This window comes from Sphingomonas arvum, assembly GCF_026013565.1.
GTDB lineage: Bacteria > Pseudomonadota > Alphaproteobacteria > Sphingomonadales > Sphingomonadaceae > Sphingomicrobium > Sphingomicrobium arvum.
This window is the reverse complement of the sequence record NZ_JAPDOB010000001.1, coordinates 443,110-465,540: the sequence shown is the minus strand read 5'-3', so window position 1 is coordinate 465,540 and position 22,431 is coordinate 443,110. Positions and strand designations below refer to the sequence as shown.

26 protein-coding genes and 1 tRNA gene are annotated in these 22,431 nt (G+C 68.5%); 14 read left to right on the top strand and 13 right to left on the bottom strand.

What is annotated here, in order from left to right:
• Positions 1–2 precede the first annotated feature (2 nt).
• Positions 3–437, bottom strand: a complete 435-nt coding sequence (locus OMW55_RS02365; RefSeq protein ID WP_264880524.1) for a DUF2141 domain-containing protein — start codon at positions 435–437, stop codon at positions 3–5.
• Between the two features lie 80 nt (positions 438–517).
• On the opposite strand from OMW55_RS02365, the gene crtY reads away from it, so the two are divergent.
• Genes crtY through OMW55_RS02350 form a run of 3 tightly spaced genes read left to right on the top strand, consistent with a single transcriptional unit; the run spans position 518 to position 4,070 of the window.
• Positions 518–1,660 (top strand): lycopene beta-cyclase CrtY, encoded by a 1,143-nt coding sequence (gene crtY / locus OMW55_RS02360; protein ID WP_264880522.1) that lies wholly within the window; start codon positions 518–520, stop codon positions 1,658–1,660.
• Entirely contained in the window at positions 1,657–3,123 is a 1,467-nt protein-coding gene (locus OMW55_RS02355; protein ID WP_264880521.1) for a phytoene desaturase, read from the top strand. The genes crtY and OMW55_RS02355 overlap by 4 nt, the downstream gene beginning before the upstream one ends.
• The gene (locus OMW55_RS02350; RefSeq protein ID WP_264880520.1) at positions 3,120–4,070 is read left to right on the top strand and encodes a phytoene/squalene synthase family protein; all 951 of its coding nucleotides are present in this window, start codon (positions 3,120–3,122) and stop codon (positions 4,068–4,070) included. Before OMW55_RS02355 ends, OMW55_RS02350 begins: the two co-directional genes overlap by 4 nt.
• Here the strand turns inward: OMW55_RS02350 and OMW55_RS02345 are convergent.
• The 3 genes from OMW55_RS02345 to OMW55_RS02335 are packed head-to-tail and all read right to left on the bottom strand — an operon-like array spanning position 4,009 to position 5,417.
• Positions 4,009–4,551 (bottom strand): sterol desaturase family protein, encoded by a 543-nt coding sequence (locus OMW55_RS02345; protein WP_264880519.1) that lies wholly within the window; start codon positions 4,549–4,551, stop codon positions 4,009–4,011. The two genes, OMW55_RS02350 and OMW55_RS02345, sit on opposite strands and share 62 nt — an antisense overlap.
• Before the next feature lie 31 nt (positions 4,552–4,582).
• A complete protein-coding gene (locus tag OMW55_RS02340; RefSeq protein WP_264880518.1) occupies positions 4,583–4,888 on the bottom strand; it encodes a hypothetical protein in 306 nt (101 codons plus the stop codon).
• A 31-nt stretch (positions 4,889–4,919) separates the two neighbouring features.
• Positions 4,920–5,417, bottom strand: a complete 498-nt coding sequence (locus OMW55_RS02335; protein ID WP_264880517.1) for a DNA-deoxyinosine glycosylase — start codon at positions 5,415–5,417, stop codon at positions 4,920–4,922.
• A gap of 119 nt (positions 5,418–5,536) precedes the next feature.
• Here OMW55_RS02335 and OMW55_RS02330 point away from each other — a divergent pair, with 119 nt between their 5' ends.
• Positions 5,537–6,703, top strand: a complete 1,167-nt coding sequence (locus OMW55_RS02330; protein ID WP_264880515.1) for a glycosyltransferase family 4 protein — start codon at positions 5,537–5,539, stop codon at positions 6,701–6,703.
• Here OMW55_RS02330 and OMW55_RS02325 read toward each other — a convergent pair.
• The gene (locus tag OMW55_RS02325) at positions 6,700–7,266 is read right to left on the bottom strand and encodes a PadR family transcriptional regulator (RefSeq protein WP_264880513.1); all 567 of its coding nucleotides are present in this window, start codon (positions 7,264–7,266) and stop codon (positions 6,700–6,702) included. The genes OMW55_RS02330 and OMW55_RS02325 overlap by 4 nt on opposite strands.
• Before the next feature lie 152 nt (positions 7,267–7,418).
• Between OMW55_RS02325 and OMW55_RS02320 the strand changes: the two genes are divergently transcribed.
• The 5 genes from OMW55_RS02320 to OMW55_RS02300 all read left to right on the top strand — a co-directional run bounded on the left by OMW55_RS02320 (position 7,419) and on the right by OMW55_RS02300 (position 11,372).
• Entirely contained in the window at positions 7,419–8,732 is a 1,314-nt protein-coding gene (locus tag OMW55_RS02320) for a replication-associated recombination protein A (RefSeq protein WP_264880511.1), read from the top strand.
• 25 nt (positions 8,733–8,757) lie between these two features.
• Complete coding sequence (locus tag OMW55_RS02315) at positions 8,758–10,077, top strand: mechanosensitive ion channel (RefSeq protein WP_264880509.1); 1,320 nt, start codon at positions 8,758–8,760, stop codon at positions 10,075–10,077.
• Entirely contained in the window at positions 10,077–10,415 is a 339-nt protein-coding gene (locus tag OMW55_RS02310) for a hypothetical protein (RefSeq protein WP_264880508.1), read from the top strand. The genes OMW55_RS02315 and OMW55_RS02310 overlap by 1 nt, the downstream gene beginning before the upstream one ends.
• Entirely contained in the window at positions 10,369–11,280 is a 912-nt protein-coding gene (locus tag OMW55_RS02305) for a hypothetical protein (protein ID WP_264880507.1), read from the top strand. The genes OMW55_RS02310 and OMW55_RS02305 overlap by 47 nt, the downstream gene beginning before the upstream one ends.
• A gap of 17 nt (positions 11,281–11,297) precedes the next feature.
• Positions 11,298–11,372: transfer RNA gene (locus tag OMW55_RS02300), tRNA-Thr, on the top strand.
• A gap of 113 nt (positions 11,373–11,485) precedes the next feature.
• Here the strand turns inward: OMW55_RS02300 and OMW55_RS02295 are convergent.
• The gene (locus OMW55_RS02295; RefSeq protein WP_264880506.1) at positions 11,486–11,776 is read right to left on the bottom strand and encodes a PspC domain-containing protein; all 291 of its coding nucleotides are present in this window, start codon (positions 11,774–11,776) and stop codon (positions 11,486–11,488) included.
• 172 nt (positions 11,777–11,948) lie between these two features.
• Positions 11,949–13,181, bottom strand: coding sequence for a threonine synthase (locus OMW55_RS02290; protein WP_264880504.1), 1,233 nt, complete (start codon positions 13,179–13,181; stop codon positions 11,949–11,951).
• A 132-nt stretch (positions 13,182–13,313) separates the two neighbouring features.
• Between OMW55_RS02290 and OMW55_RS02285 the strand changes: the two genes are divergently transcribed.
• Positions 13,314–15,401: a TonB-dependent receptor gene (locus tag OMW55_RS02285; RefSeq protein ID WP_264880503.1), complete on the top strand. Its 2,088-nt coding sequence runs from the start codon at positions 13,314–13,316 to the stop codon at positions 15,399–15,401.
• A gap of 39 nt (positions 15,402–15,440) precedes the next feature.
• On the opposite strand, the gene OMW55_RS02280 is transcribed toward OMW55_RS02285, so the two are convergent.
• From OMW55_RS02280 to OMW55_RS02265, 4 genes are read right to left on the bottom strand one after another with little or no spacing between them, the layout of a single operon-like run.
• Complete coding sequence (locus tag OMW55_RS02280) at positions 15,441–15,677, bottom strand: hypothetical protein (RefSeq protein ID WP_264880501.1); 237 nt, start codon at positions 15,675–15,677, stop codon at positions 15,441–15,443.
• Positions 15,677–16,096 carry a PspC domain-containing protein gene (locus OMW55_RS02275; protein WP_264880499.1) on the bottom strand — a complete coding sequence of 140 codons (420 nt, stop codon included), beginning with the start codon at positions 16,094–16,096 and terminating at the stop codon, positions 15,677–15,679. Before OMW55_RS02275 ends, OMW55_RS02280 begins: the two co-directional genes overlap by 1 nt.
• A gap of 19 nt (positions 16,097–16,115) precedes the next feature.
• Positions 16,116–16,298 carry a hypothetical protein gene (locus OMW55_RS02270; RefSeq protein WP_264880498.1) on the bottom strand — a complete coding sequence of 61 codons (183 nt, stop codon included), beginning with the start codon at positions 16,296–16,298 and terminating at the stop codon, positions 16,116–16,118.
• Positions 16,291–16,416: a hypothetical protein gene (locus tag OMW55_RS02265; protein WP_264880497.1), complete on the bottom strand. Its 126-nt coding sequence runs from the start codon at positions 16,414–16,416 to the stop codon at positions 16,291–16,293. Before OMW55_RS02265 ends, OMW55_RS02270 begins: the two co-directional genes overlap by 8 nt.
• A gap of 231 nt (positions 16,417–16,647) precedes the next feature.
• Here OMW55_RS02265 and OMW55_RS02260 point away from each other — a divergent pair, with 231 nt between their 5' ends.
• The gene (locus OMW55_RS02260) at positions 16,648–16,899 is read left to right on the top strand and encodes a hypothetical protein (protein WP_264880495.1); all 252 of its coding nucleotides are present in this window, start codon (positions 16,648–16,650) and stop codon (positions 16,897–16,899) included.
• Positions 16,900–16,905: 6 nt separating this feature from the next.
• On the opposite strand, the gene OMW55_RS02255 is transcribed toward OMW55_RS02260, so the two are convergent.
• Complete coding sequence (locus tag OMW55_RS02255) at positions 16,906–17,199, bottom strand: DUF3297 family protein (RefSeq protein WP_264880494.1); 294 nt, start codon at positions 17,197–17,199, stop codon at positions 16,906–16,908.
• Between the two features lie 41 nt (positions 17,200–17,240).
• A complete protein-coding gene (locus OMW55_RS02250) occupies positions 17,241–18,644 on the bottom strand; it encodes a serine hydrolase domain-containing protein (protein ID WP_264880493.1) in 1,404 nt (467 codons plus the stop codon).
• Between the two features lie 79 nt (positions 18,645–18,723).
• Between OMW55_RS02250 and OMW55_RS02245 the strand changes: the two genes are divergently transcribed.
• From OMW55_RS02245 to OMW55_RS02235, 3 genes are read left to right on the top strand one after another with little or no spacing between them, the layout of a single operon-like run.
• The gene (locus OMW55_RS02245; RefSeq protein WP_264880491.1) at positions 18,724–19,992 is read left to right on the top strand and encodes a 3-methyl-2-oxobutanoate dehydrogenase (2-methylpropanoyl-transferring) subunit alpha; all 1,269 of its coding nucleotides are present in this window, start codon (positions 18,724–18,726) and stop codon (positions 19,990–19,992) included.
• An 11-nt stretch (positions 19,993–20,003) separates the two neighbouring features.
• The gene (locus OMW55_RS02240; protein WP_264881976.1) at positions 20,004–21,008 is read left to right on the top strand and encodes an alpha-ketoacid dehydrogenase subunit beta; all 1,005 of its coding nucleotides are present in this window, start codon (positions 20,004–20,006) and stop codon (positions 21,006–21,008) included.
• Complete coding sequence (locus OMW55_RS02235; protein ID WP_264880490.1) at positions 21,008–22,351, top strand: dihydrolipoamide acetyltransferase family protein; 1,344 nt, start codon at positions 21,008–21,010, stop codon at positions 22,349–22,351. Before OMW55_RS02240 ends, OMW55_RS02235 begins: the two co-directional genes overlap by 1 nt.
• Positions 22,352–22,431 lie beyond the last annotated feature (80 nt).

Sequence of the window (22,431 nt, the reverse complement as noted above, 5' to 3'; positions counted from 1 at the left end):
CCTTAGAGCACGTAGCGGACGCGAATAGTCTGCGTCACCGGTCCGGCGGGAACGGCGAAGCGGATCTCGTCCCAGCGCGGCGCCCTCGGCCGCATGGCCGGATTGTTGGAAAAGCCGAACCCCTCGCGCGGGATGCCCAGGGTCATGTTGAGGCGGCCGTCGCGGTTCTCGTCGTGGATCACCAGGAGCGCATAGGTTCCCGGCGGCACCGCCCCGAGGTGGATGCGCGCCGCTTGGCCCGCAGGCAGCGACCGTCCCACCGCTCCCGGCACCTTCTCGCATTGAAGGAAACGAGCTTGGTTATTGGTCAGGCAGACGCGCACCAGCCCGTTGGCGTTTCGCAACCCGGTCAGCTGCACGGTGACGTCGGCCAGCGGCGTGGCGGCGGAGAGCGGGGCGGCGAGCGCCAGCAGCGCGGGGAAGAGCGGACGGATCATGGCGCAACTGCTACCAGCCCCTCCCCACCCGGTCCATTTACGGCTTTTCCCCTACCCCCCTGCGTGCGAGAGGCAGGCAGATGGCCGCGCCCGACACCGACCTGATCATCCTGGGCGGCGGCCTGTCGGGCGGACTGTGCGCGTTGGCCCTGGCGCAGCGTCGGCCGGAGCTCAGTGTCACGATCATCGAACCGGGAGAGCGGCTCGGCGGCAACCACCTGTGGTCCTTCTTCGACAGCGACGTGGCCCGCAGCGACCTGCCGCTGGTCGAGCCGCTGATCTCGCATCGCTGGGACAGCTACGAGGTTCGCTTCCCGACGCACGGCCGCAAGCTCGCGCAAGCGTACCGGACCATCGCCAGCGAGCGCCTGGACGGCGCAGTCCGCCGGGCCTTGCCGGCCGAGCGCATCATCCGGGCGGCAGCGACGGACGTCGGCCCGCGCGAGGTCGTGCTGGAGGACGGACGCACGCTTAACGCGCGAGCCGTGCTCGACGCGCGCGGCGGCAAGGCGGAGGGCCTCCGGCTCGGCTGGCAGAAGTTCCTCGGCCAGTTGCTCCGCATTCCGCAGGGCCATGGCCTGACGGAGCCGGTCGTGATGGACGCGACGGTGGACCAGGCGGACGGCTATCGCTTCGTCTACCTGCTGCCGTTCAGCCCGACCGAGCTGTTTGTCGAGGACACCTACTATACGGACGGGGCGGAACTCGACCGCGACCTGCTGCGCGACAGGATCGGCGACTATGCGGCGGAGCGCGGGTGGCAGGTGGCCGAGCGGACCCGCGAGGAGACTGGGCAGCTGCCCGTCCTCACCGGCGGCGATTTCGAGCGGTTCTGGCCAGCCAGCGACCCCGTCGCCCGCGCCGGCGCGCGGGGCGGCTTCTTCCATCCGCTGACCAGCTATTCGCTGCCCGACGCCGTCCGCTTCGCCAGCTGGCTAGCGGACGAATTGCCGCTCGACCGCCTTGCCCAGGCCACCCGCGAGCGCGCGCGTCGCCATTGGCGCCGCTCCGCCTACGATCGCTTTCTCGCCCGCATGCTGTTCCGCGCCGCGGATCCGCCGCACCGCTACCGTGTGTTGCAGCGCTTCTACCGGCTTCCAGCCCCCTTGATCGCCCGCTTCTACGCAGGGAAGAGCACGGCCTTCGACCGGGTCCGCATCTTGGCGGGCCGCCCCCCAGTCTCCATCTGGCGGGCCATGCGGGCGTTGAAGGACAGCGAGTGAAGTCAGCAATCGTGATCGGGGCGGGGTTCGGCGGACTGGCGCTCGCCATCCGCCTCCAGTCGGCCGGCGTCCAGACCACGATCATCGAGGCTCGCGACAAGCCCGGTGGTCGCGCCTACGTGTGGGAGCGCGACGGCCATGTGTTCGACGCCGGGCCGACCGTCATCACCGATCCGGACTGCCTCCAGCGCTTGTGGCAGCTGTCCGGTCGGGACATCAGCCAGGACGTCGACCTGGTGCCCGTCACGCCCTTTTACCGGCTGTCGTGGCCGGACGGGACGGTGTTCGACTACACCAACGACGACGAGCAGCTCAAAGCCAGCATCGAGCGGCTGAACCTGCGGGACTGGGACGGTTACCAGCGCTTCCTGAAGTATTCGGCCGGGGTGTTCGAGGAGGGCTATCTCAAGCTCGGCACCAAGGCGTTCGAAAGCCCCATCGACATGCTCAAGGCCGCCCCCGCGCTGGCCAAGTACCAGGCGTGGCGCAGCGTCTATTCAATGGTGTCGAGCTTCGTCGAGGAGGAGCATCTACGGCAGGCGCTCAGCTTCCACACGCTGCTGGTCGGGGGCAATCCGATGACCTGCTCGTCGATCTATGCCCTGATCCACAAGCTGGAGCGCGACGGCGGCGTGTGGTTCGCTCGAGGAGGAACGAACAAGCTGATCGCCGGCATGGTCCGCCTGTTCGAGCGCTTGGGCGGCGAGCTTCGCCTGGACGATCCTGTCGTCGCGATCGAGGTCACCGACGAGCAGGCGAAAGCCGTCCGCACCCGCTCCGGCTGGCGCGGTGAAGCGGACGCCGTCGCCAGCAACGGCGACGTGGTTCACAGCTACGGGCTGATCGAAGGCAGCAAGCGCGGCGCCGCCCAGGAGCGCGCGATGAAGCGCAAGCGCTTCTCGCCGTCCCTGTTCGTGCTCCATTTCGGGCTGGAGGGCACCTTCCCCGACATTCCGCACCACACGATCATGTTCGGCCCGCGCTACCACGGGCTGCTTGGTGACATTTACAACCGGGGCAAGCTGGCCACCGACCCGTCGCTCTACCTCCACCACCCGACCGTCACCGATCCGGCGATGGCTCCGCCCGGCTGCTCGACCTTCTACGCGCTCGCACCCGTGCCGCACCTCGGCAAGGCGGACGTCGACTGGGACGGCGACGAGGCGCGCTATGCCGACGTGATCCTCGATGTACTGGCCGAGCGGCTGATCCCCGACATCCGCAGCCGCATTCGCACCATGTTCCATTATTCGCCCAACGACTTCGGCCGCGACCTCTCGGCGCACCTCGGCTCCGCATTCAGCCTGGAACCGGTGCTGTGGCAGAGTGCCTGGTTCCGCACTCACAACCGCGACGACAAAATCCGCAACCTGTTCTTCGTCGGCGCCGGCACCCACCCGGGCGCCGGCATTCCGGGTGTGGTTGGAAGCGCGGAGGCGACGGCGGGGCTCATGCTGGCGTGAGCGCGAGCGACGACCGCTCGCGGCTGGTCCAGGCCGCGCTGGCCAGCATCTCGGTCGGCTCCAAGAGCTTCCGCTTCGCCAGTCAGCTGTTCGACCAGCCGACGCGCGAGCGCAGCTGGCTGCTGTACAGCTGGTGCCGGGCCTGCGACGACGTGACGGACGGCCAGACCCTCGGCCATGACGCAGTGGCGGTGAACGACCCCGCCGCCCGGATCGAATTCCTGCGCCACAGGACTGCCCAGGCATTGGCCGGTGAACCGACCGGCATCGTGCCGTTCGAGGCACTTCGCACTGTCGCCGCCGAATGCGCCATCCCGCCGGCGGTTGCGAACGACCACCTCGCCGGGTTCGAGCGCGACGCGGCCGGTTGGCGACCACAAACCACCGACGACCTTCTTTCTTACTGTTACCAGGTAGCCGGCGCGGTCGGCGTGATGATGGCCCATGTCATGGGCGTGAAATCGGGCGAGACGGATACGCTCGACCGGGCCGCCGACCTCGGCATCGCCTTTCAACTCGCCAACATCGCCCGCGACATCGTCGAGGATGCGCGGGTCGGGCGGGTCTACCTACCCACGGAATGGCTCGAAGCCGAAGGCCTGACCGGCGCGGACCTCGCCGACCCGAAGCACCGCTCGGCCCTGGCCCGCATCACCCGCCGGCTGAGCGACATGGCCGACGCCTACCGGCGCTCCGCCCGCGTGGGCGCCGCCCGCCTGCCCTTCCGCAGCCGCTGGGCGGTCCTGTCCGCCAGCGGCATTTACGGCGAGGTAGCGACCAAGGCGGCCTCGCTCGGACCGCGCGCGTGGGATAGCCGGATCAGCACGGGCAAGGGCGAGAAAGCGGCGCTGGTGATGGATGCCTTCTCAGAGTCGCTGTGGCCGGTCAGGCCCGCTCCTCGAGACGGCTTGTGGACGCGCCCTCGACACGACCCTTCGGCTCCCTGACCTCGGCCTTGCGGCTAGCCGTCAGCTGCCGCTTCAATCGCTCCACTGGCGGCGCATAGATGAAGCCGAAGCTCACTGCGCCGTCGCGGCCCTGCACCGCATGGTGCAGCTTGTGCGCCTGCACTATCCGCTTGAAATAGGTCGAGCGCGGCACGATCCGGTGGGCAATACGGCCGTGCACGATCACGTCATGGAAGCCGAAGTAGATCAGCCCGTAGAAGGCGACCCCCGCCCCGACCCAGCTTGCCCAGTCGCCCAGCTGCCCGTGCATCCCGCCGTAGATCAGCAGCACCGAGGGAATGGCGAAGACCACGCCATACCAGTCGTTGCGCTCGAACCAGCCCTTGCGCTCGCGATGATGGCTTTCGTGCAGCGTCCAACCGAGCCGTGAATGCATCACCCAGCGGTGCAGCGCGTAAGCCACCGCCTCCATGACGATCACGGTACCGACGAACAGCAGGAGGCCCATGGGGAAGTACATGGCCGCGATATAGGCGCTTGGGCCTGCGGTGTCAGTGCTTCTCGCTCAGGAACCGCATCAGCTCGGCCAGCGTGCTCTCCATCTGGTCCTGCATCTGGCTGACCAGCTCATTCTCGCGCATGCCTTCGTGGTCGAGCGGCTTGGAGTAGCTTTCGCTGAATGCCTTAAGGTCACTCGCGTCGAAGATGCCGCGCGCCACCAGCTTGGCCAGGATCACCAGCAGACCGTTGGTGTTGGCGATGGTGCCCGCGACCAATGCTTCGTCGACCATCGACAGGTCGGAAGCGGGCTCGCCCTCGGTTTCGGTTTCGGTCTCGGATGCAGGTTCGTCGGCCATGCCCGAGCCGTGCTGTTCCCCAGCCGGACTGTCAACCGAGCAGCGGCCGCAGTGCCGTCCACCGCTCCGCTTTCTCATTGAGTGGCAAGGTGTAGGCCGGACTGGACGAGGGCAGGTCGATGAGGGTCAGCTCCGTTCCGGCAAGCTCGTACCTCCCGAGCTTAGCGGCGGTCGCGCCATTGAAGCCGATGCCGCGCAATATTGGCAGGGTGGCTGCGAGTGCCTGCAACGAGTTGCGGGTCACCTCGCGCAGGGCCTGGTCCAGGCTGCCCGTCCGGTGCGCCGTGGCAACTGTGTCCCAAAGGCCGATGCCCCGCCGCCGCAGCACGGCCAGCCGCTCCTCATACGCCAGCCCCGCCAGCGGCTCCTCCAGAACCACCTCCAGCAAGCGCCAGAACTGGTTTTGCGGGTGCGCGTAGTAGCGCGTCGCCCGCAGCGACGCCTCGCCCGGCAGGCTGCCGCAGATCAGCAGCCGCGTATCCTGGTCGACGACCGGCGGAAAAGAGGACTTGGGGACGCGCGGTGACACCCCATGTTGCTGCCATGCCTCGGGTCATCCGCCTAGCCGCCGTGATCGGCCTCGTGTTGCTCGTCGGCCGCAGCACCCGAGTAGAAAAGCGAACCCCGGCCCGCTAAGGGCCTCGACCGATGGACGCGTCCGACCTTCGGATTGCGCTCGTGTCGGGCAATTACAACTACGTCCGTGACGGCGCGAACCAGGCCCTCAACCGCCTGGTGGGCTACCTGCTTCGGCAGGGTGCGCACGTGCGCGCCTACTCCCCCACCGTGGAGAAGCCGGCCTTTCCGCCGACGGGAGATCTCGTCTCCCTGCCGTCTTTTGCGCTGCCGGGACGTGACGAATACCGGCTGCCGCTCGGCCTGCCGCTGCGCGTGCGCCGTGATCTCGCCGGCTTCGCCCCCAACATCGTCCACATCGCCAGCCCGGACATCTCGGCCCACCGCGCCGTCAGCTGGGCCCGCCGCCGCGACATCCCCGCGATCGCGTCCGTGCACACGCGGTTCGAGACCTACCTCTCCTATTACCACCTGGAGCCGCTCGAGCCGACCGTTCGCGCCATCCTGCGCCGGCTGTACCGCCGCTGCGACGCGCTACTCGTCCCGGCGCAGTCGACCGCGGCCGTGCTCCGCGCGCAGCGCATGAACCGGAATATCGCCATGTGGGCCCGCGGCGTCGACCGGGAGCAGTTCCACCCCGGCCGGCGGGACGTGGGGTGGCGCCGCTCGCTCGGGATCGCGGACGACGAACTCGTTGTCGTGTTCCTCGGCCGGGTGGTGATGGAAAAGGCGCTCGACGTGTTCGCCGACACCATTGACGAACTGAGCCGCCGCGGCCTGCCGCACAAGGCGCTGGTGATCGGCGAAGGCCCGGCGCGGCCCTGGTTCCAGGAGCGCCTGCCGCAGGCGCACTTCACCGGCCAGCTGACGGGCGAACTTCTCGCCCGAGCCCTGGCCAGCGGCGACGTGCTGCTCAACCCGTCGGTCACCGAGGCGTTCGGCAACGTCACGCTGGAGGCAATGGCCTGCGCGCTGCCGGTCGTCGCGGCCGAGGCGACCGGCGCCACGAACCTGGTCCGCGACGGCGAGACCGGCATGCTGGTCGAACCGGGCGACATCGCCGCCTTTGCCGACGCCATCGCCGCCTACGCCGCCGACCCGGCCTTGCGGGCGGGCCATGGGCGGGCGGGCCGGGCCTACGCGGAAACGCAAGACTGGGACCGGATCAACGCTACGGTGGTCGATACCTACCGCCGCGCGATCGAGCGCCGCGAGCGGCTGCGGCGCATGAAGGCCTAGCGCAGCCGCTCGATCCGCCGGGCCGCGTCGTCCAGGATATCAGTCACCTCGGCCAGCAGGTCATCGTTCCAGCCTTCCCGCGCTACGCGGTTCTTCAAAGCGTGCATAAGATTGCCCACCGCGCGACCGATCTCCGGTCGGCTCGACTCTCGCCGCGACGAGCCAGTCTCCTCCAGCCGGTCCATCAGCCGGCCGACCTCCTCGGCATTGTCGTGAAGGTGCTTGCGCCCTTCTTCCGTGATCGCGAACTTCTTGCGCGCGCCGTCGCCCGCCTGCTCCTCGATCAGGCCCATATCGCCGAGCAGCGTAAGCGTCGGATAGACGACGCCCGGGCTCGGCGCGTAGTCGCCATGGGTCAGCTCCTCGATTGCCCGGATAAGATCGTAGCCGTGCCGCGGCTCGTTCGCGATCAGCCGCAACAGGACGAGCCTTAGTTCGCCCGAACCGAACATCCGCCCGCGCCGGCCACGTGGTCCGCCGGGCCCGCGTCCACCGGGCTCGAACTCGAACTGAAAGCCGCCCGGACCGAAGCTCCAGCCCCCGCCACGCCTGCCCATCATCATGAACATGCCTCGCGGCCCGCGACCTTCGCTACCACACCGTGCACCATGCCAACCCATATCTAATCTCCTTCAGAGCGGTCTAGATATATCTTAGACACAGCGTGGGCAAGAGCCTGCTGGAAAGAATGGCCGCGCCTTTCTAAGAGCGCCCAATGGCGGACCTGTTCGACGATGCCCTGCCCGCCGAGCGCGCGCCGGAACGCGCCGCGCCGCTGGCTGACCGACTACGCCCGCGCACCCTCGCCGAGGTCATTGGCCAGGATCACCTGACCGGCCCGGACGGGGCGATCGGACGCATGGTGGCGGCGGGCAAGCTGTCCAGCCTGGTCCTGTGGGGACCGCCCGGCACCGGCAAAACCAGCATCGCCCGCCTGCTCGCCGACGCGGTGGGCCTGCGCTTTGTGGCACTGTCGGCCGTGTTCAGCGGCGTCGCCGACCTGAAGAAGGTGTTCGCGGAAAGCCGGGACCATGCCCGCGCCGGCCGCCGTACCCTCCTGTTCGTGGACGAGATCCACCGCTTCAACCGCGCTCAGCAGGACGGCTTCCTGCCGTTCGTCGAAGATGGCACGGTGGTGCTGGTCGGCGCGACGACCGAGAACCCCAGTTTCGAGCTGAATGCGGCGCTGCTCAGCCGCTGCCAGGTGCTGGTGCTCCATCGTCTGGACGAGGCGGCGCTGGGCTCTCTCCTGGACCGGGCCGAAGCGGACGTCGGTCGGCCGTTACCATTGACGGAGGACGCCCGCGCCGCGCTGCTTGCGAGTGCCGACGGCGATGGCCGCTTCCTGCTCAACCAGGCCGAGATGCTGTTCGACACGGCACCCGCGGAGCCGCTCGACACCGCGGCGCTCCGTGACCTGCTGCAACGCCGCATGCCGGTGTACGACAAGGACCGGGAGGGCCACTACGGCCTCATCTCCGCCCTGCACAAATCCATCCGCGGCTCCGACCCGCAGGCCGCGCTCTATTATCTCGCCCGCATGCTCACGGCCGGCGAGGAACCGCTCTACCTCCTCCGCCGGCTGACCCGCGCCGCGGTCGAGGACATCGGCCTGGCCGATCCGCAGGCGCTGGCCCAGTGCATGGCGGCCAAGGACACCTACGACTTCCTCGGCTCACCGGAGGGCGAGCTGGCCATCGTCCAGGCCTGCCTTTATCTCGCCACCGCCCCCAAATCTAACGCCGTCTACATGGCGCAGAAGAAGGCGTGGAAGAGCGCCAAGGACAACGGCTCCCTGTCCCCGCCCAAGCACATCCTCGGGGCCCCCACCAGGATGATGCGCGACCTGGGCTATGGCGACGGGTACGAATACGACCATGACGCCGAGGAGGCCTTTTCCGGCCAGGACTACTGGCCCGAGGAGATGACTCCGGAGACCTACTACCGCCCCACCGATCGCGGGTTCGAGCGCAAGCTCGCGGAGCGGCTTGCATGGTGGGACGAACGCCGGGCACAACGGCCCGACTGACGCGCTGCAAACAGGGAGGGATGCCGTGTACCAGACACCGACCGGGGATTATTTCCGGGACCAGCTGGTCCTGTGGGGACCACGGATCCTCATCGCCATCCTCATCCTGGCGGTCACTTGGCTGGTCGCGCGTGCCGTCCACTGGGCACTGAGCCGCGCCGTCGCCCGCACCCCCGCCTTGCAGAAGCACACGCCGGGCGACCAGCATGAAACCGTCGGCCATCAGCTCGGCACCATCGCCAAGCTGATCATCTGGCTGGTCGGCATCATGGCGGCGCTCCAGTACCTCGGCGTCGGCGAGATCCTGCAGCCGATCAACCAGCTGACGAGCGATATCTTCCACTTCCTGCCGCGTCTGCTCGGCGCCGGGCTGATCTTCTTCGTCGGCCTGATCATCGCGCGCATCGTGCAACGCCTCGCCGAAACAACTCTGAGCGCCCTGAACGCGGACCGCTGGCTGGCGCGGGCCGGTCTTGGCGATCATCCTAGCACCGTAGCAGCCGACCCGCGCTCCGCGCCCCCTGGAGCAACGCCGGGTGCACCCCGGGCAACAGTGGCCAAGGCCGCCGGCATTCTCCTGTTCGCCTTCGTCATCATCCCCGCGTCGATTGCCGCGCTACAGGTGCTCGGCATTGAATCGATCAGCGGTCCGGCGACCAACATGCTGAACGAGATTGCGGCCGCCATTCCGCGCATTCTCACGGCCGCCCTCTGGCTCGGCATCGCGCTGGTCGCGGCGCGGTTCCTCAAGACCATCATCGAGAGCATCCTGCCGCCGACCGGCTTCGACGATGCGGTCCGCTCGACCGGCATCCTGCCCGCCACCTCCACGCCGAGCCGGATCGTCGCCAACATCGCCTTCGTCGCCATCATGCTCGCGGCGGCGATCGAGGCGGCGCGGCAGCTGGGGGGCGACACGGTGGCCATCTTCCTGATCCAGGTGACCGAGCTCGGCTCCAAGGTGATCTTCGGCACGCTGATCATCGTCGCCGGCATCTTCCTGGCCCGGATCATTGCCGGGCTGGTCGGGTCGGGCACCGGCGAGGGCGGCTATGCCCAGACCATCGTCCGTTACGCGATCATCGCCCTGTTCACCGCCATCGGCCTGACCTTCATGGGCCTCGCCGACCAGATCGTGATCCTTGCCTTCGGCCTGATCCTGGGCAGCGCCGCGGTCGCGACAGCGCTGGCCTTCGGGCTTGGCGGGCGCGACGCCGCCGCGCGGTTCCTGGAGCGTTATGCGGACCAGGCGGCCGACAAGGCGCCCAAGCCCCGCCGCGCGCCGCCGCGCCTTGAAGGCACCACCGAGCGCCGGGACGACGGCCGCCAGCCGCCGTTGGTGTGATGGCCGCCCTGGGCGATTGGGACGAGGTGGCAGCCTTCGCCGCGTCCCTGCCGGGGACGGTGGCGGGCACCTACTATGGCGGGCCGGCGATCAAGTCGGCCAGCAGCGGGCGGCCGGTCGTCACCCCGAGCCGGGAGCCCGACAGCTTCTGCCTGCACCTCGACCTCGACCACAAAGCGATGCTGCTCGACGTCCTGCCCGACCGTGTTTGGCAAACGCCGCACTACGCCGGCTGGCCGGCGGTGCTGGTCCGCTACGGTCCCGATGACGGCATCGGCGAGTGGATTGGGCGTGCCCTGGAACTCGCCGCCGCCCGCCCACGTGCCCGCGCCAGGTGACTTCACCCGCTTCGTCGCGATCGACTGGTCGGGGGCGAAGGGGCGGCGACACAAGGGCATTGCGGTGGCCGAGGCGCGGGGTGACGCCGCTCCGCGCCTGGTCCGTCCCGGCCACGTGTGGAGTCGGATCGAAGTCCTCGACTGGCTGCTGACGGAAGCGGCACGCGAACCCACCCTGTTCGGATTCGACTTCAGCTTCGCGCCACCTTTCGCCGAACGTGGCGCCTACCTGCCGGGGGAGGCCGGCGTGCCGGACAACGCTCGCGACTTCTGGGCGTATGTCGATGCGTGCGCGCCCGACGAGGACCTCGGTGCCGCCAGCTTCCTAGAACAGGTCCACCGCCGCCACTTCTACTTCGGCATCGCGGACGGGGCGAAGGCGGACTTCGTCCGCTTCCGCCAGTGCGATGCTCGGTTGAACGAGCAAGGCGGCCGCAAGACGGCCAGCGCCTATGACGCGATTGGGGCGGCGCAGGTCGCCAAGGCGAGCTTCTCGGGCATGCGCCTGCTTCACCATCTGAATGGCCGTGTGGCGGTGTGGCCCTTCGACTTCGCTCAGGACAGGCCCATGGATGAGTTTGGGCTAAGCAGAAGCGTCGTGGTCGAGATCTACACGCGCATCTACCTGCGCAATGCCGGCATGAGCGGCACCAAGCTGCGAAGCCGGGCCGACCTGAATCAAGCGCTGTCGGGTCTCGGCAGCCCGCCCGCGCGGCTGCGGTTCGAGCCCAACGACCACCAGACAGACGCCCTGGTCACCGCCGCCGGCATGCGCGCCCACGCGCAGGTTGCCGGAGCATTCGCCCCGGTCGGCCTCACGCCCGAACTCGCGCGCACCGAGGGCTGGACCTTCGGCATCACCTGACGCAAAGGCGTTCGTGGGCCGGCTTAGCACAGTGGTAGTGCAGCGGTTTTGTAAACCGAAGGTCGGGGGTTCAAATCCCTCAGCCGGCACCAACAGTCCGGCAAGCCGCGAAGCGGCTTAGGACCATCCGGGGGAGGGTCCGGCCGGATTGTTCCGCCGGACCGCCACCAGCAACTCCGCGGCCGACGCTGGTTCGACAGCGGGGTTACGCCGCCGCCGCCAGCTCCTGCTCTTCGTTCGCCGCCTCGACCGGCTCGACCGCGACCGGAGCCGCAACCGCGATCTCGGCCTTGCGCACTGGGAACAGCAGCCGGCCGGCCAGCACCACCACGCACAGCGCAGCGTAGATGCCGAGCGCCAGTTCCGGGCTGATCAGAATGAGGGATGCCAGCGGAATGCGCAGCAACAACGGATTGATGCCGAGGTCATCAGCGGCACCCTTGCAAGCGCCGAAGATCGTGTCCGGGCGGAAGAACAGGTTGGGCTGCGACTTCATGGTATTCAAACTCCTTGGCGGATGACATCCGTTGGCAGGTCGTCATCCCCTATGCATGGCGCGTGCCATACATGGGCAATCCTTGCTTTTCCGTGACTTGGGCCGTGAGCGCGCGTTCAGCCGCCGGCCCCCATCGGCGGACGGTCCGATCTGTTGGGACCTCGTCCCAACCCTAGAGCGTCGTTCCGCTCGTCTCCGCGAGCCGGATCCGCTGCGCCGTGTCGGGCAGCGGATACTTGTTCCCGGCCGCGCAATTGAACAGCACGACGCGCTCCTGATCGCCGACCAGCTTTAGCTCGCGCGCCCGTCGCCAGCCCGCCAGCACCGCGCCACCCTCCGGGCACAGCAGCGTACCGTCCGCATGCGCCGCGTCCCGCACCCCGGCGGCAATCGCCTCCTCCGACACGGCCAGCGCCGCGCCGCCGCTTTCCCGCACCGCCCGCAGGATCAGGAAGTCGCCGACCGCCTTGGGCACGCGGATGCCGGTCGCCATGGTGGCGGCGCCTTCCCAGCGCTCGGCGAACTCGCCGCCCTGTTCCCATGCCCGCACCATCGGCGCGCAGCCCTCCGCCTGGATTGCGAACATGCGCGGGCGCTTGGAGCCGATAAGGCCTGCGGCCTCCAGCTCCGCAAACGCCTTCCACATGCCGATCAGGCCCGTCCCGCCGCCAGTTGGGTAGAAGATCGCATCCGGCAGTTCCCAGCCGAGCTGCTCGGCCAGCTCCAGGCCCATGACCTTCTTGCCCTCGGCCCGGTACGGCTCCTTGAGGGTTGAAACATCGAACCAGCGGTTGGCCGCCGCGCCTTCGGCGACCAGCCGCCCGCATTCGTCGATCTGCCCGTCCGCGACGAAAACATCCGCACCGTAAGCGGCGGTCTCGGTGACGTTGATCAGCGGAGTCTCGGCCGGGCAGATCGCCGTCGCCTTCATCCCCGCAGCCGCCGCATAAGCCGCCAGCGCGGCGCCGGCATTGCCGTTGGTCGGCAGCGCCACCGCCTCGGTTCCGAAGTGCTTCGCCATGCTGATCGCCATCGCCAGGCCGCGCGCCTTGAACGATCCGGTCGGCAGCCGGCCCTCATCCTTGACCAGCAGCGGGGCGACACCTTCGCGCCGCGACAGACGGGTGAGCGGCAGCAGCGGAGTCTCGATCTCGCCCAGACTGACCGGCTCGGCGCCGGGCGGCAGCGGCAGCAGCTCGCGCCACTTCCACATATTCGCCGGCCGCTGGCTGAGCACCTCACGCGTCATCACCTGCCCGGCACCTGCACAGTCGTAGCGCACCAGCAGCGGCCGCCCGGCACGGCTGAGGTTATGGACCTCCCCTGCCTCGTAGCGCTCGCCGGTCAGCGAGCATTCGAGGTGGGTGACGAAGGATCGTTCATGTGCGCGCAAGGCCTGGGTCATATGGGCGCCCTAGACGCTGGCGCTCGACGGAGCGACCCCCGGCGTTCGACCAACGACGATCGGCTCGCTTGCGATGATGTAACATCGTCTGTTAGGAGCCCCCCCGACTTTCCAGCTTGCGAGACGCGTTTCATGTCCACTGCCCTGCTCGTCGCCGCCCTCGCGGCGCAGCCCACCCCATCCGAGCCGGCCGCGACCATCGTCGCGGATGCTGCCGGCGGTTCCACTCAGGCGACCACCGCGCCGTCGGCCCAGGCGCAGGACGTGGTCGTCACCGGCCGCCGCCGCCGCGACGACGACGTGCTCGGCAACGTGCAGGTGCTTGGCGGCAGCGAACTGGCCGCGACCGTCCGCCCGACCATCGGCGAGACGCTCGCCAGCCAGCCGGGGGTCAGCGCCACCAGCAACGGCCCGAACGCGTCACGGCCCGTGCTGCGCGGCTTCACCGGCGACCGCATTCGCATCCTCGCCGACGGCATCGGCAGCCTCGACGTGTCGACTTCCAGCCCCGACCACGCGGTCGCGATCAATCCCCTGACCGCGCAGTCGATCGAGGTCGTGCACGGCCCCGCCGCCTTGCTGTTCGGCAGCACGGCCATCGGCGGCGTGGTCAACGTGATTGACAACCGCATCCCGCGCAGCATCCCCGACAACGGCGTCGGCGGCGTCATCAATCTGGGCTACGGCACCGCCGCGAACGACCGGCTGGCAAGCGGCGTGGTCAATGCCGCGCTCGGCCGCGGGTTCGTGGCCCATGCCGATGCGAGCTGGGCCAAGAATGACGAGCTGCGCACCGGCGGGTACATCCTCGCGCGTCCCTTGCGGGAGCAGGCGCTCGCCAGCCCCGACTCCGAGATCCGCGCGCTCGCCGACCTTAAGGGCAACCTGCCCAACAGCGCCGGACGCAGTGCGGAGGTCGCCGGCGGCCTCGCCTATGTCGACGGCGGCCTCAACATCGGCGTCTCCGCGACTCGCCGCACCTCGCTATACGGCGTGCCGATCCGCTACTCGCTCGATCCAACGATCGAGGCCGAGTCGCCGCGCATCGACGTCCACCAGACCCGCTACGACGCGCGGGCCGAAGTGCCGCTGGGCGGGGCGTTCCGCCAGCTGCGCTTCCGCGGCGGCTTGAGCGATTATCGCCACGACGAGCTGGAGGAGGACGGCAGCGTCGGCAGCACCTTCTATGCCAAGGGTGGCGAGGGCCGCCTGGACCTAGAGCAGGCCGACCGCGGCGGCTTTGGCGGTGCCAGCGGCATTCAATATCTCGACAAGCGCGAACGCATCCGGGGCGAGGAGAAGTACTTGCCCGACAGCCGGCAGCGCCAAGCCGGCCTATTCACCGTCCAGCATTACGAAACCGGGCCCATTCGCCTGGAAGGCGGCATCCGTTACGAGAAGTCCCGTCTGACCGCGGACGCGGACGCGGTGATCGGTAATCCCGACGTCCGCCGCAACTTCTCGACCATCTCCGCCTCCGCCGGCGGCAGCTACCGGCTCGGGCCCAACTGGCGCATCGGCATGGACGTCGCCCGTGTTGCGCGCGCGCCCTCGATCGACGAGTTGTTCGCCAACGGGCCGCACGGCGGCACCGCCTCGTTCGAGCGCGGCGATCCGACGCTGGGCGTGGAGAAGAGCATCGGCGGCGAGGCTAGCGTCCGCTACACGCAAGGCAGCACCCGCTTCGGCCTGACCGCCTATGCCAGCCGCTTCTCCAACTTCATCTACCAGACACCGACGGGCGAGCTGCTCGACGACCTGCCAGTGTATGAATTCCGCCAGGGCAAGGCGACATACAGCGGGTTCGAACTCGAAGGCGGCGCGGCGCTCGGCACCTTGGCCGGCGCCGAGCTGGGGGTGGAAGGCTTCGCTGACTATGTCCGCGCCACCATTCGCAACTTCGGTCCGGCGCCGCAGATCCCACCCTTGCGCATCCAGGGTGCGCTGACCGCCAAGCGCGGCAAGGTGGACGGGCGGCTGGAAGTCGAGCACGACTTCGCCCAGCGCCGCAGCGCGCCGGTGGAGACGGACACGAACGGCTTTACCCTGGTCAATGCCGAGCTGAACTGGCGTCCGCTCGAGCAGCGCCCGGGGCTCACGCTGGGGCTGTCGGCCAATAATCTGTTCGACGTGGAGGCGCGCCGGCACAGCAGCTTACTCAAGGACTATGCCCCGCTCGCCGGTCGCGACTTCCGATTCACTGCGCGGGTGGAATTCTAACCACGTGAGCCCGGCCGCAATGGCCGGGCTCACGGGACATCAGTAATCAATACCGCTCGCGATCTGCTCCAGCTTGCGAACCCGTTCCTTCAGATCCGCCATCTCGATCCGGCCGCCACCGGTGCCGGTTGGCGCGTCGGCCCTCGGCCCCCCGCTGGCCAGCTCCAGCTTCTTGAGCTCCAGCCAGCCCTGCCAGCCCTTGAGGGTGGCAGCGGCAGCGATGCCAATACCGGTGAGGGACAGGGCGCCGATGGTCAGCACGATATCGTAGCCCATCACTTGGCCTCCTCTTGCGTCTTCTCGTCCTCGCGGCGCAGCGCCTCGATCTCGCGGGCCAGCGCATCGCTAGACGAACTGTTGAGATGGTGGTCGATCGCCATCAAACGGCGGTCGGTGCTGTCCAGCTTGGTCAGCACGTCGTGGGTCGATGAACGCCGGGCCGGATCGCCCATCCGCTCATACTCGCTGCGCCGGTCGATCCGGCTCCGCCGGCCCTTCGCCGCGGCGCCGATTGCACCGCAGATCAGGTAGGCGAGCACCGCCTGCCAGACGGTAACGAAGGTCAGCAACGGCACGGCGACGAACGCCAAGCGGACGAACAGCGGATCCACCCCGAAGCTCCGGCCCAGTCCGGCGCACACGCCGAGCAGCTTCTTGTCGTGGGAGTCGAGGGCGAAGGGGATGCGGCGATCCATGATGTATGGTTCCTGTGAACTAGCGTTTCGCGGCGGCGAACAAGGCCTGGAGGGCGCCTGCCGCCACGATGTCGAGGAGGTCGAGGGCCCGGCCGATCGGTCCGGCCGGCAGGGCGCTCGGGGCGTCAGGGGCCGGAACCGGCCCGAGCCACTCGAGCCGCCCGCGGCGGGCCGCCAGCGCGGTCGCACCCGCCTCAAGCATTGGCGAGAACCCGCACCGGCAGGTTGACGGCCTGCGCCGGGGCGATCGCCGAACCAACCGTGATCGAGCTCACCAGGATGGCGGCGACGGCGGCGATGAGGCTGGTCTTGCTGGTCATTGTTTGTACTCCCTGTCTGTCTGCCGGAACCGTCCGGCGAGGCATGACCATGACTATGCGAGCGGCGTGCCAAACCCTGATTTTAGCCATTTTCTTGAACATGAAGTTCAGCGTGGCGGCGCAGTTGGGATTTTGCGCCAGCCAGGGTTGGGAGGTTACGCCAACCCGGTGGCGGAACCCGCGGCGGCTCCGGCGCGCTTATCTGGCGAACTGCACGCAAGGAGACTCAAGATGCTTGGCAAACTCGCCGGCGCTTTCATTGGCAACCGCATGGCCGGCCGCAATGACGGCCTGAAGGGCGCGATCCTCGGCGCCGCCGGCGCGCGCGTCGCGGCCCGCGGCCTGGGTCCGCTCGGCACCTTCCTGGCCGTCGGCTACGGCGCCAAGAAGCTCTACGACTGGAATCGCGCGCGTAAGACCACGCCGCGCTACCCTTCCTCCGCTACCCCTGGCTCGCGCGGCACGCGCACTCACGGGGTGTAAGCACGCTCAGGATTGCTGGTCGGTAGTCCCATCAGCGCCGTCGTCGCCCTCACCGGTGGCGGCGGCATTCTGGTAATAGGGCTCGACCTGACCCTTGAGGGTCAGCAGCATCGGCTGGCCGAACCGGTCGCGGCTCTTGCCGGCGGCGACCTTGATCCACCCTTCCGATACCGAATATTCCTCGACGTTCGTCTTCTCGACGCCGTTGAAGCGAATGCCAACCCCGCGCTGCAGCAGCTCGGCGTTGAAATGCGGGCTGCGCGGGTCGAGGCTCAGGCGGTCGGGAGGGGTGTCGGACATGGGCGCGCCCTACCCTTCCGCCCGAGCGAGCGTCAACCGGCTCACTCCGGATTGACCAGGAACTGCTCGAAGCGCGGGTTCGCGCCCGTTTCGGTGAACGCTGAGATGCTCAGGCTGCGGCCCGGGTAGGTGACCTTGAAGCGCCGCGTCACGAAGCCACCGCGCAGCGCCGGCTGCCCTTCCGCGGTGAAGCCGGTCGGTTCGCCCAGGGCCGCCAGGCTCTGTTGGAAGTCCTGCCGGACCTGCGGCGTGAAATAGTAGGCCAAATTGTCCGTCAACTGACCACGGTCGAGCTCGCCCCTCCGCAACTGGTCGTACAACGCCCGAGCCCGCGCGGTAACGGCCGCCGCTTCGCCGGCATCGGCCGACGACTTGGCCGGCAGCACCACCTCCGCCACCTTGCGGGCGATGTCGGTGAAGGCCGCGCCCGACCAGCTGTTGGTCAGCACCACGATCGCCGCTTTGTCATCAGGATAGACATTGTTGATCGACAAGAAGCCGACCGCCTCGCCGGTGTGGCTCACCATTCTCCGGCCACCCCGCTCGCCGACGAACACGCCGAGGCCGTAGCCGCTGTCCTTGCCGTCCGTCAGCTTGACCGTGCGCTCCTGCTCCGCCCAGTCGTCCGCCGGCAGCAGCGCGCGGTTGATCCGGGCGATGTCCCACTTGGCCAGATCCTCGGCCGTCATCGACAGCTCGCCCGCCGCATACAGCCAGCCGCTCGCCGCTGGCACCACCGGCCGCACCGGGCCCAGCGCGGCGCGGCCATAGCCCTGCGGAAAGCGAGCGCCGATCGCCTTGTCCTGATCCAGCACGCTGCGCATGCCGAGCGGACGGAAGATCCGGCGCTGCAGGTAGCTCAACAGCGGCTCGCCCGAGACCTTTTCGGCGATGAGGCCGGCGACGACATAGCCGGTGTTGGAATATTGCCACTGGGTGCCGGGCGCGAAGTCCAGCGGCTTGCGGCCCCATCGATCCACGATCGCCGACGGGCTGACCGGCCGAGCCATGGCCGCGAAGCTGTAGTCCTGCGGCCAATAGTCCTGCAGCCCGGACGTGTGGCTCAGCAGCTGCCGCACGCGGATCTGCTCTCTACCCGAGACACCGGGCAGGTACTTGGACACCGGATCGTCGAGGTTCAGCTTGCCCTCGTCCTCGAGCAGCAGCAGCGCGGCGGCCGTGAACTGCTTCGAATTGCTGGCGATCTGGTACGGCAGCTCCGGCCGTGCGACCGGCAGCCGCTCGGACGCCTTGCCATAGGCCTTGGCCAGCACGACTCGCCCGTCCCGGACGATTGCGATGGATGCCGATGGCACCTGGTAGGTGCTGAGCGACTGGGTGACCGCCGCATCGATCCGCGCCTGCTCGGCGGGGCTGATCGGCTGGGCGGTGGCGGAGACAGGAAGAGCGAGAAGCGCGGCGAGCGCCAGGAGTGTGCGGAGCATGGCCGCCAGCCTAGCCCAGCCCCGGTCCATGTCGAGTCCGGTTGCCGCCCCCGCAACCCTCGACTAAGCGCCGGACGCAATGAGCGAAGCCGATCCCCAGACCCGCCGCAACGCCCCGGCGCTGTCCCTGCACGTGCCCGAGCCGGCGTTCCGGCCCGGCGACACGCCCGACTTCTCGTCGATCCCCGTGCCGCCCGCCGGCGCCGCACCGCGTCCGGACACCGCGGCGCCCGCCCGCGAGACCTTTCCGCTGACCGACGCGCTGGTCCGGGTGCTGGACGAGGACGGCCGCGCTGTCGGTCCGTGGGACCCCAAGCTCGACCCCGACACGCTGCGCAAGATGCTCAAGGACATGGTCACCGTGCGGGTGTTCGACGACCGCATGTACCGCGCCCAGCGGCAGGGGAAGACCAGCTTTTACATGAAGTGCACCGGCGAGGAGGCGATCGCGGTCGCCGCGGCCGCCGCCACCCACCGCGACGACATGCACTTCCCGACCTATCGGCAACAGGGTCTGCTGGTGTCGCGCGGCTATCCGCTGACCGACATGATGTGCCAGATCTACTCGAACCGGGGCGACAAGCTGCAGGGCCGGCAGCTGCCGATCATGTATTCGGACAAGCCGCACGGCTTTTTCTCGATTTCGGGCAATCTCGGCACCCAATATCCGCAGGCGGTCGGCTGGGCGATGGCTAGCGCGATCAAGGGCGACAGCCGCATCGCTATGGGCTGGATCGGCGACGGCGCGACGGCGGAGGGCGACTTCCATTCGGCCATGACCTTCGCCGCCGTCTACACCGCGCCCGTGATCCTGGCCGTGGTCAACAACCAGTGGGCGATCTCCAGCTTCTCCGGCATCGCCGGCGCCGAAAAGTCGACCTTCGCCGCCCGCGCGGTCGGCTATGGCGTCGCCGGCCTGCGCGTCGACGGCAATGACGCGCTCGCCGTCTACGCCGCCGTGCAGTGGGCCGCCGAGCGTGCCCGCGCCAACGCCGGGCCGACCCTGATCGAGTTCTTCACTTACCGCGCCGAAGGCCACAGCACGTCGGACGACCCGACCGGCTACCGCCCCGCCGGCGAGGCGCAGCAATGGCCGCTCGGCGACCCGATCGCCCGCCTCCGCCAGCACCTCACCGCGCTTGGCGAATGGGACGACGAGCGCCACGACGCGCTGGTGAAGGAAGCCGACTTGGCCGTCCGGGCGGCGCAGAAGGAAGCGGAGAAGCTCGGCATCCTGCCCGAACAGGGCCGAGAGAACATCCAGAGCATGTTCGAGGACGTCTACGCCGAGGTCCCCTGGCACATCGCGGAACAGCGTGATCAGTGCCTCAAGGAAGCGGGGCTCTGATCGTGGCGACCATGAACATGATCGAGGCCATCAACTCGGCCCACAAGGTGATGATGGCCCGCGACCCCGACGTGGTCGTGTTCGGCGAGGACGTCGGCTATTTCGGCGGCGTGTTCCGCGCCACCGCCGGCTTGCAGGAGCAATTCGGCAAGCAACGCTGCTTCGACGCCCCGATCAGCGAAGGCGGCATCGTCGGCACCGCCGTCGGCATGGCTGCCTACGGTCTGAAGCCCCTGATCGAGATCCAGTTCGCCGACTATATCTACCCCGGCTACGACCAGATCGTCAGTGAAGTCGCCCGCATGCGCTACCGCACTGCCGGGGAGTGGACGATGCCGATGGTCATCCGCTCGCCCTACGGCGGCGGCATCTTCGGCGGCCAGACCCATAGCCAGAGCCCGGAAGCGCTGTTCACCCATGTCGCGGGCCTGAAGGTCGTGATTCCCTCGACGCCCTACGACGCCAAGGGCCTGCTGATCGCCGCCATCGAGGACCCCGACCCAGTGGTCTTCTTCGAGCCCAAGCGCATCTACAACGGCCCGTTCGACGGTCACCACGACCGGCCGGTCACCCCGTGGGCCAAGCGCCCGGAGGCGCAGGTGCCGGACGATTATTATACCGTTCCGCTGGGCCAGGCCCGGATCGCCCGAGAGGGCGCCGAGCTGACCGTGATCACCTACGGCACCATGGTCCACGTCGCCGTCGCCGCGGCCGAGGACAATGGGGTCGATGCCGAGGTCATCGACCTGCGCACGCTGGTCCCGCTCGACATCAAGACGATCGAGGCGTCGGTGAAGAAGACCGGCCGCGTCCTCGTGGTCCAAGAAGCGACCCGCACCAGCGGCTTCGGTGCCGAACTCGCCGCGCTGGTCCAGGAACGCTGCTTCTACCACCTCGAGGCCCCGGTCGAGCGCGTCGCCGGTTGGGACACGCCCTATCCGCACGCCTACGAGTGGGCATATTTTCCCGGCCCCAAGCGGCTGAAGATGGCACTAGAAAAGGTCATGGCTGACTGATGGGTACTTACCAATTCAAGCTCCCCGACATCGGCGAAGGTATTGCCGAGGCCGAGATCGTCGCCTGGCACGTTAAGGTTGGCGACCGGGTCGAGGAGGACCAGCAGCTCGCCGACATGATGACGGACAAGGCGACCGTGGAGATGGAGTCGCCCGTAGCTGGCATCGTTCAAAGCCTGGCCGGCGAAGTCGGCGACCAGGTGCCGATCGGCTCCGTGCTGGTGACCATCGAGACGGAGAGCGCGGGTGCCGCCGAGGCGGCTGCTGCGCCGGCGACCGAGGAGGTGCCCCTAGCAGACGGTGCGGCGGTCCCGACGCAAGCGCAGGAAGACGCCAACCCGACCCTGGAGGTTGCCAACGAAACTCCTCCCCTCCCGCTCGCGGGAGGGGACCGAGGGGTGGGCGCGAGCGCACAGCGCGAGGCTCAAGCGTCGCCACCCGCGCAAACGTCGGAAGCCCACCCCCAACCCCTCCCGCAAGCGGGAGGGGAGAAGGTGTTGACCACCCCCGCCGTCCGCCAACGCGCCCGCGACCTCGGCATCGACCTCGCCCAGGTGAAGAGCGCGGACGGCCGCATCCGCCACGCCGACCTCGATGCCTACCTGCTCTACAATGGCGGCAGCGTCTCGGCGCGGGGCGCTGGTCCGCTGCGCGCTGACGAGCAGATCAAGGTCGTCGGCCTGCGCCGCAAGATCGCGGAGAACATGCAGGCGGCCAAGCGGCGCATCCCGCACTTCACCCTGGTCGAGGAATTTGACGTGACCGCGCTGGAGGACACCCGCGCGATGATGAACCGCGACCGCGGCTCCAACCCGAAGCTGACACTGCTTCCCTTCCTGATCACCGCGTTCGCCCGGACCTTCCCGGACTTCCCGATGATCAATGCGACCTACGATGACGAAGGCAACGTCATCACCCGTCACGGGTCCGTCCACATGGGCATGGCCGCGCAGACCCCCGCCGGCCTGATGGTCCCCGTCATCCGCAACGCCGAGCGCCTGTCGATCTGGCAGCTCGCGGCCGAGGTCGCCCGCCTGTCCGACGCGGCCAAGAGCGGCAAGGCCACCCGCGAGGAGCTGACCGGCCCTACCTTCACCATTTCGTCCTTGGGGCCGATGGGCGGCATTACTTCCACCCCCGTAATCTCCCCGCCCCAGGTTGCCACCGTCGCGGTCAACAAGGTCGAGGAAAAGGTCGTGCCGGTGAACGGCGAGCTGGAAATCCGGAAGCGGATGAACCTGTCCCTCAGCTGCGACCACCGCGTCGTCGACGGCTGGGACGCCGCCACCTTCCTGGCCGCGCTGCGCCCCCTTATCGAGAACCCGCTCCGGCTGCTGGCTTAGGTTCGGTCCGACGAAATCCGGCGAGTATCTGCTCTAGGTAGCAATCGGAATATCCGCGGGTGGAAAGCGGATATAACGCA

Coding starts and splice junctions, on each gene's coding strand:
- OMW55_RS02275 (WP_264880499.1), bottom strand. CDS start 16,096: ATGGATCGCCGCATCCCCTTCGCCCTCGACTCCCACGACAAGAAGCTG.
- OMW55_RS02255 (WP_264880494.1), bottom strand. CDS start 17,199: ATGTCCGACACCCCTCCCGACCGCCTGAGCCTCGACCCGCGCAGCCCG.
- OMW55_RS02280 (WP_264880501.1), bottom strand. CDS start 15,677: ATGGGCTACGATATCGTGCTGACCATCGGCGCCCTGTCCCTCACCGGT.
- OMW55_RS02340 (WP_264880518.1), bottom strand. CDS start 4,888: ATGGCCGACGAACCTGCATCCGAGACCGAAACCGAAACCGAGGGCGAG.
- OMW55_RS02295 (WP_264880506.1), bottom strand. CDS start 11,776: ATGAAGTCGCAGCCCAACCTGTTCTTCCGCCCGGACACGATCTTCGGC.
- OMW55_RS02290 (WP_264880504.1), bottom strand. CDS start 13,181: ATGACCCAGGCCTTGCGCGCACATGAACGATCCTTCGTCACCCACCTC.
- OMW55_RS02270 (WP_264880498.1), bottom strand. CDS start 16,298: ATGCTTGAGGCGGGTGCGACCGCGCTGGCGGCCCGCCGCGGGCGGCTC.
- OMW55_RS02265 (WP_264880497.1), bottom strand. CDS start 16,416: ATGACCAGCAAGACCAGCCTCATCGCCGCCGTCGCCGCCATCCTGGTG.
- OMW55_RS02320 (WP_264880511.1), top strand. CDS start 7,419: ATGGCGGACCTGTTCGACGATGCCCTGCCCGCCGAGCGCGCGCCGGAA.
- OMW55_RS02285 (WP_264880503.1), top strand. CDS start 13,314: ATGTCCACTGCCCTGCTCGTCGCCGCCCTCGCGGCGCAGCCCACCCCA.
- OMW55_RS02245 (WP_264880491.1), top strand. CDS start 18,724: ATGAGCGAAGCCGATCCCCAGACCCGCCGCAACGCCCCGGCGCTGTCC.
- crtY (WP_264880522.1), top strand. CDS start 518: ATGGCCGCGCCCGACACCGACCTGATCATCCTGGGCGGCGGCCTGTCG.
- OMW55_RS02240 (WP_264881976.1), top strand. CDS start 20,004: ATGAACATGATCGAGGCCATCAACTCGGCCCACAAGGTGATGATGGCC.
- OMW55_RS02250 (WP_264880493.1), bottom strand. CDS start 18,644: ATGCTCCGCACACTCCTGGCGCTCGCCGCGCTTCTCGCTCTTCCTGTC.
- OMW55_RS02365 (WP_264880524.1), bottom strand. CDS start 437: ATGATCCGTCCGCTCTTCCCCGCGCTGCTGGCGCTCGCCGCCCCGCTC.
- OMW55_RS02330 (WP_264880515.1), top strand. CDS start 5,537: ATGGACGCGTCCGACCTTCGGATTGCGCTCGTGTCGGGCAATTACAAC.
- OMW55_RS02260 (WP_264880495.1), top strand. CDS start 16,648: ATGCTTGGCAAACTCGCCGGCGCTTTCATTGGCAACCGCATGGCCGGC.
- OMW55_RS02235 (WP_264880490.1), top strand. CDS start 21,008: ATGGGTACTTACCAATTCAAGCTCCCCGACATCGGCGAAGGTATTGCC.
- OMW55_RS02325 (WP_264880513.1), bottom strand. CDS start 7,266: ATGATGATGGGCAGGCGTGGCGGGGGCTGGAGCTTCGGTCCGGGCGGC.
- OMW55_RS02345 (WP_264880519.1), bottom strand. CDS start 4,551: ATGTACTTCCCCATGGGCCTCCTGCTGTTCGTCGGTACCGTGATCGTC.
- OMW55_RS02310 (WP_264880508.1), top strand. CDS start 10,077: ATGGCCGCCCTGGGCGATTGGGACGAGGTGGCAGCCTTCGCCGCGTCC.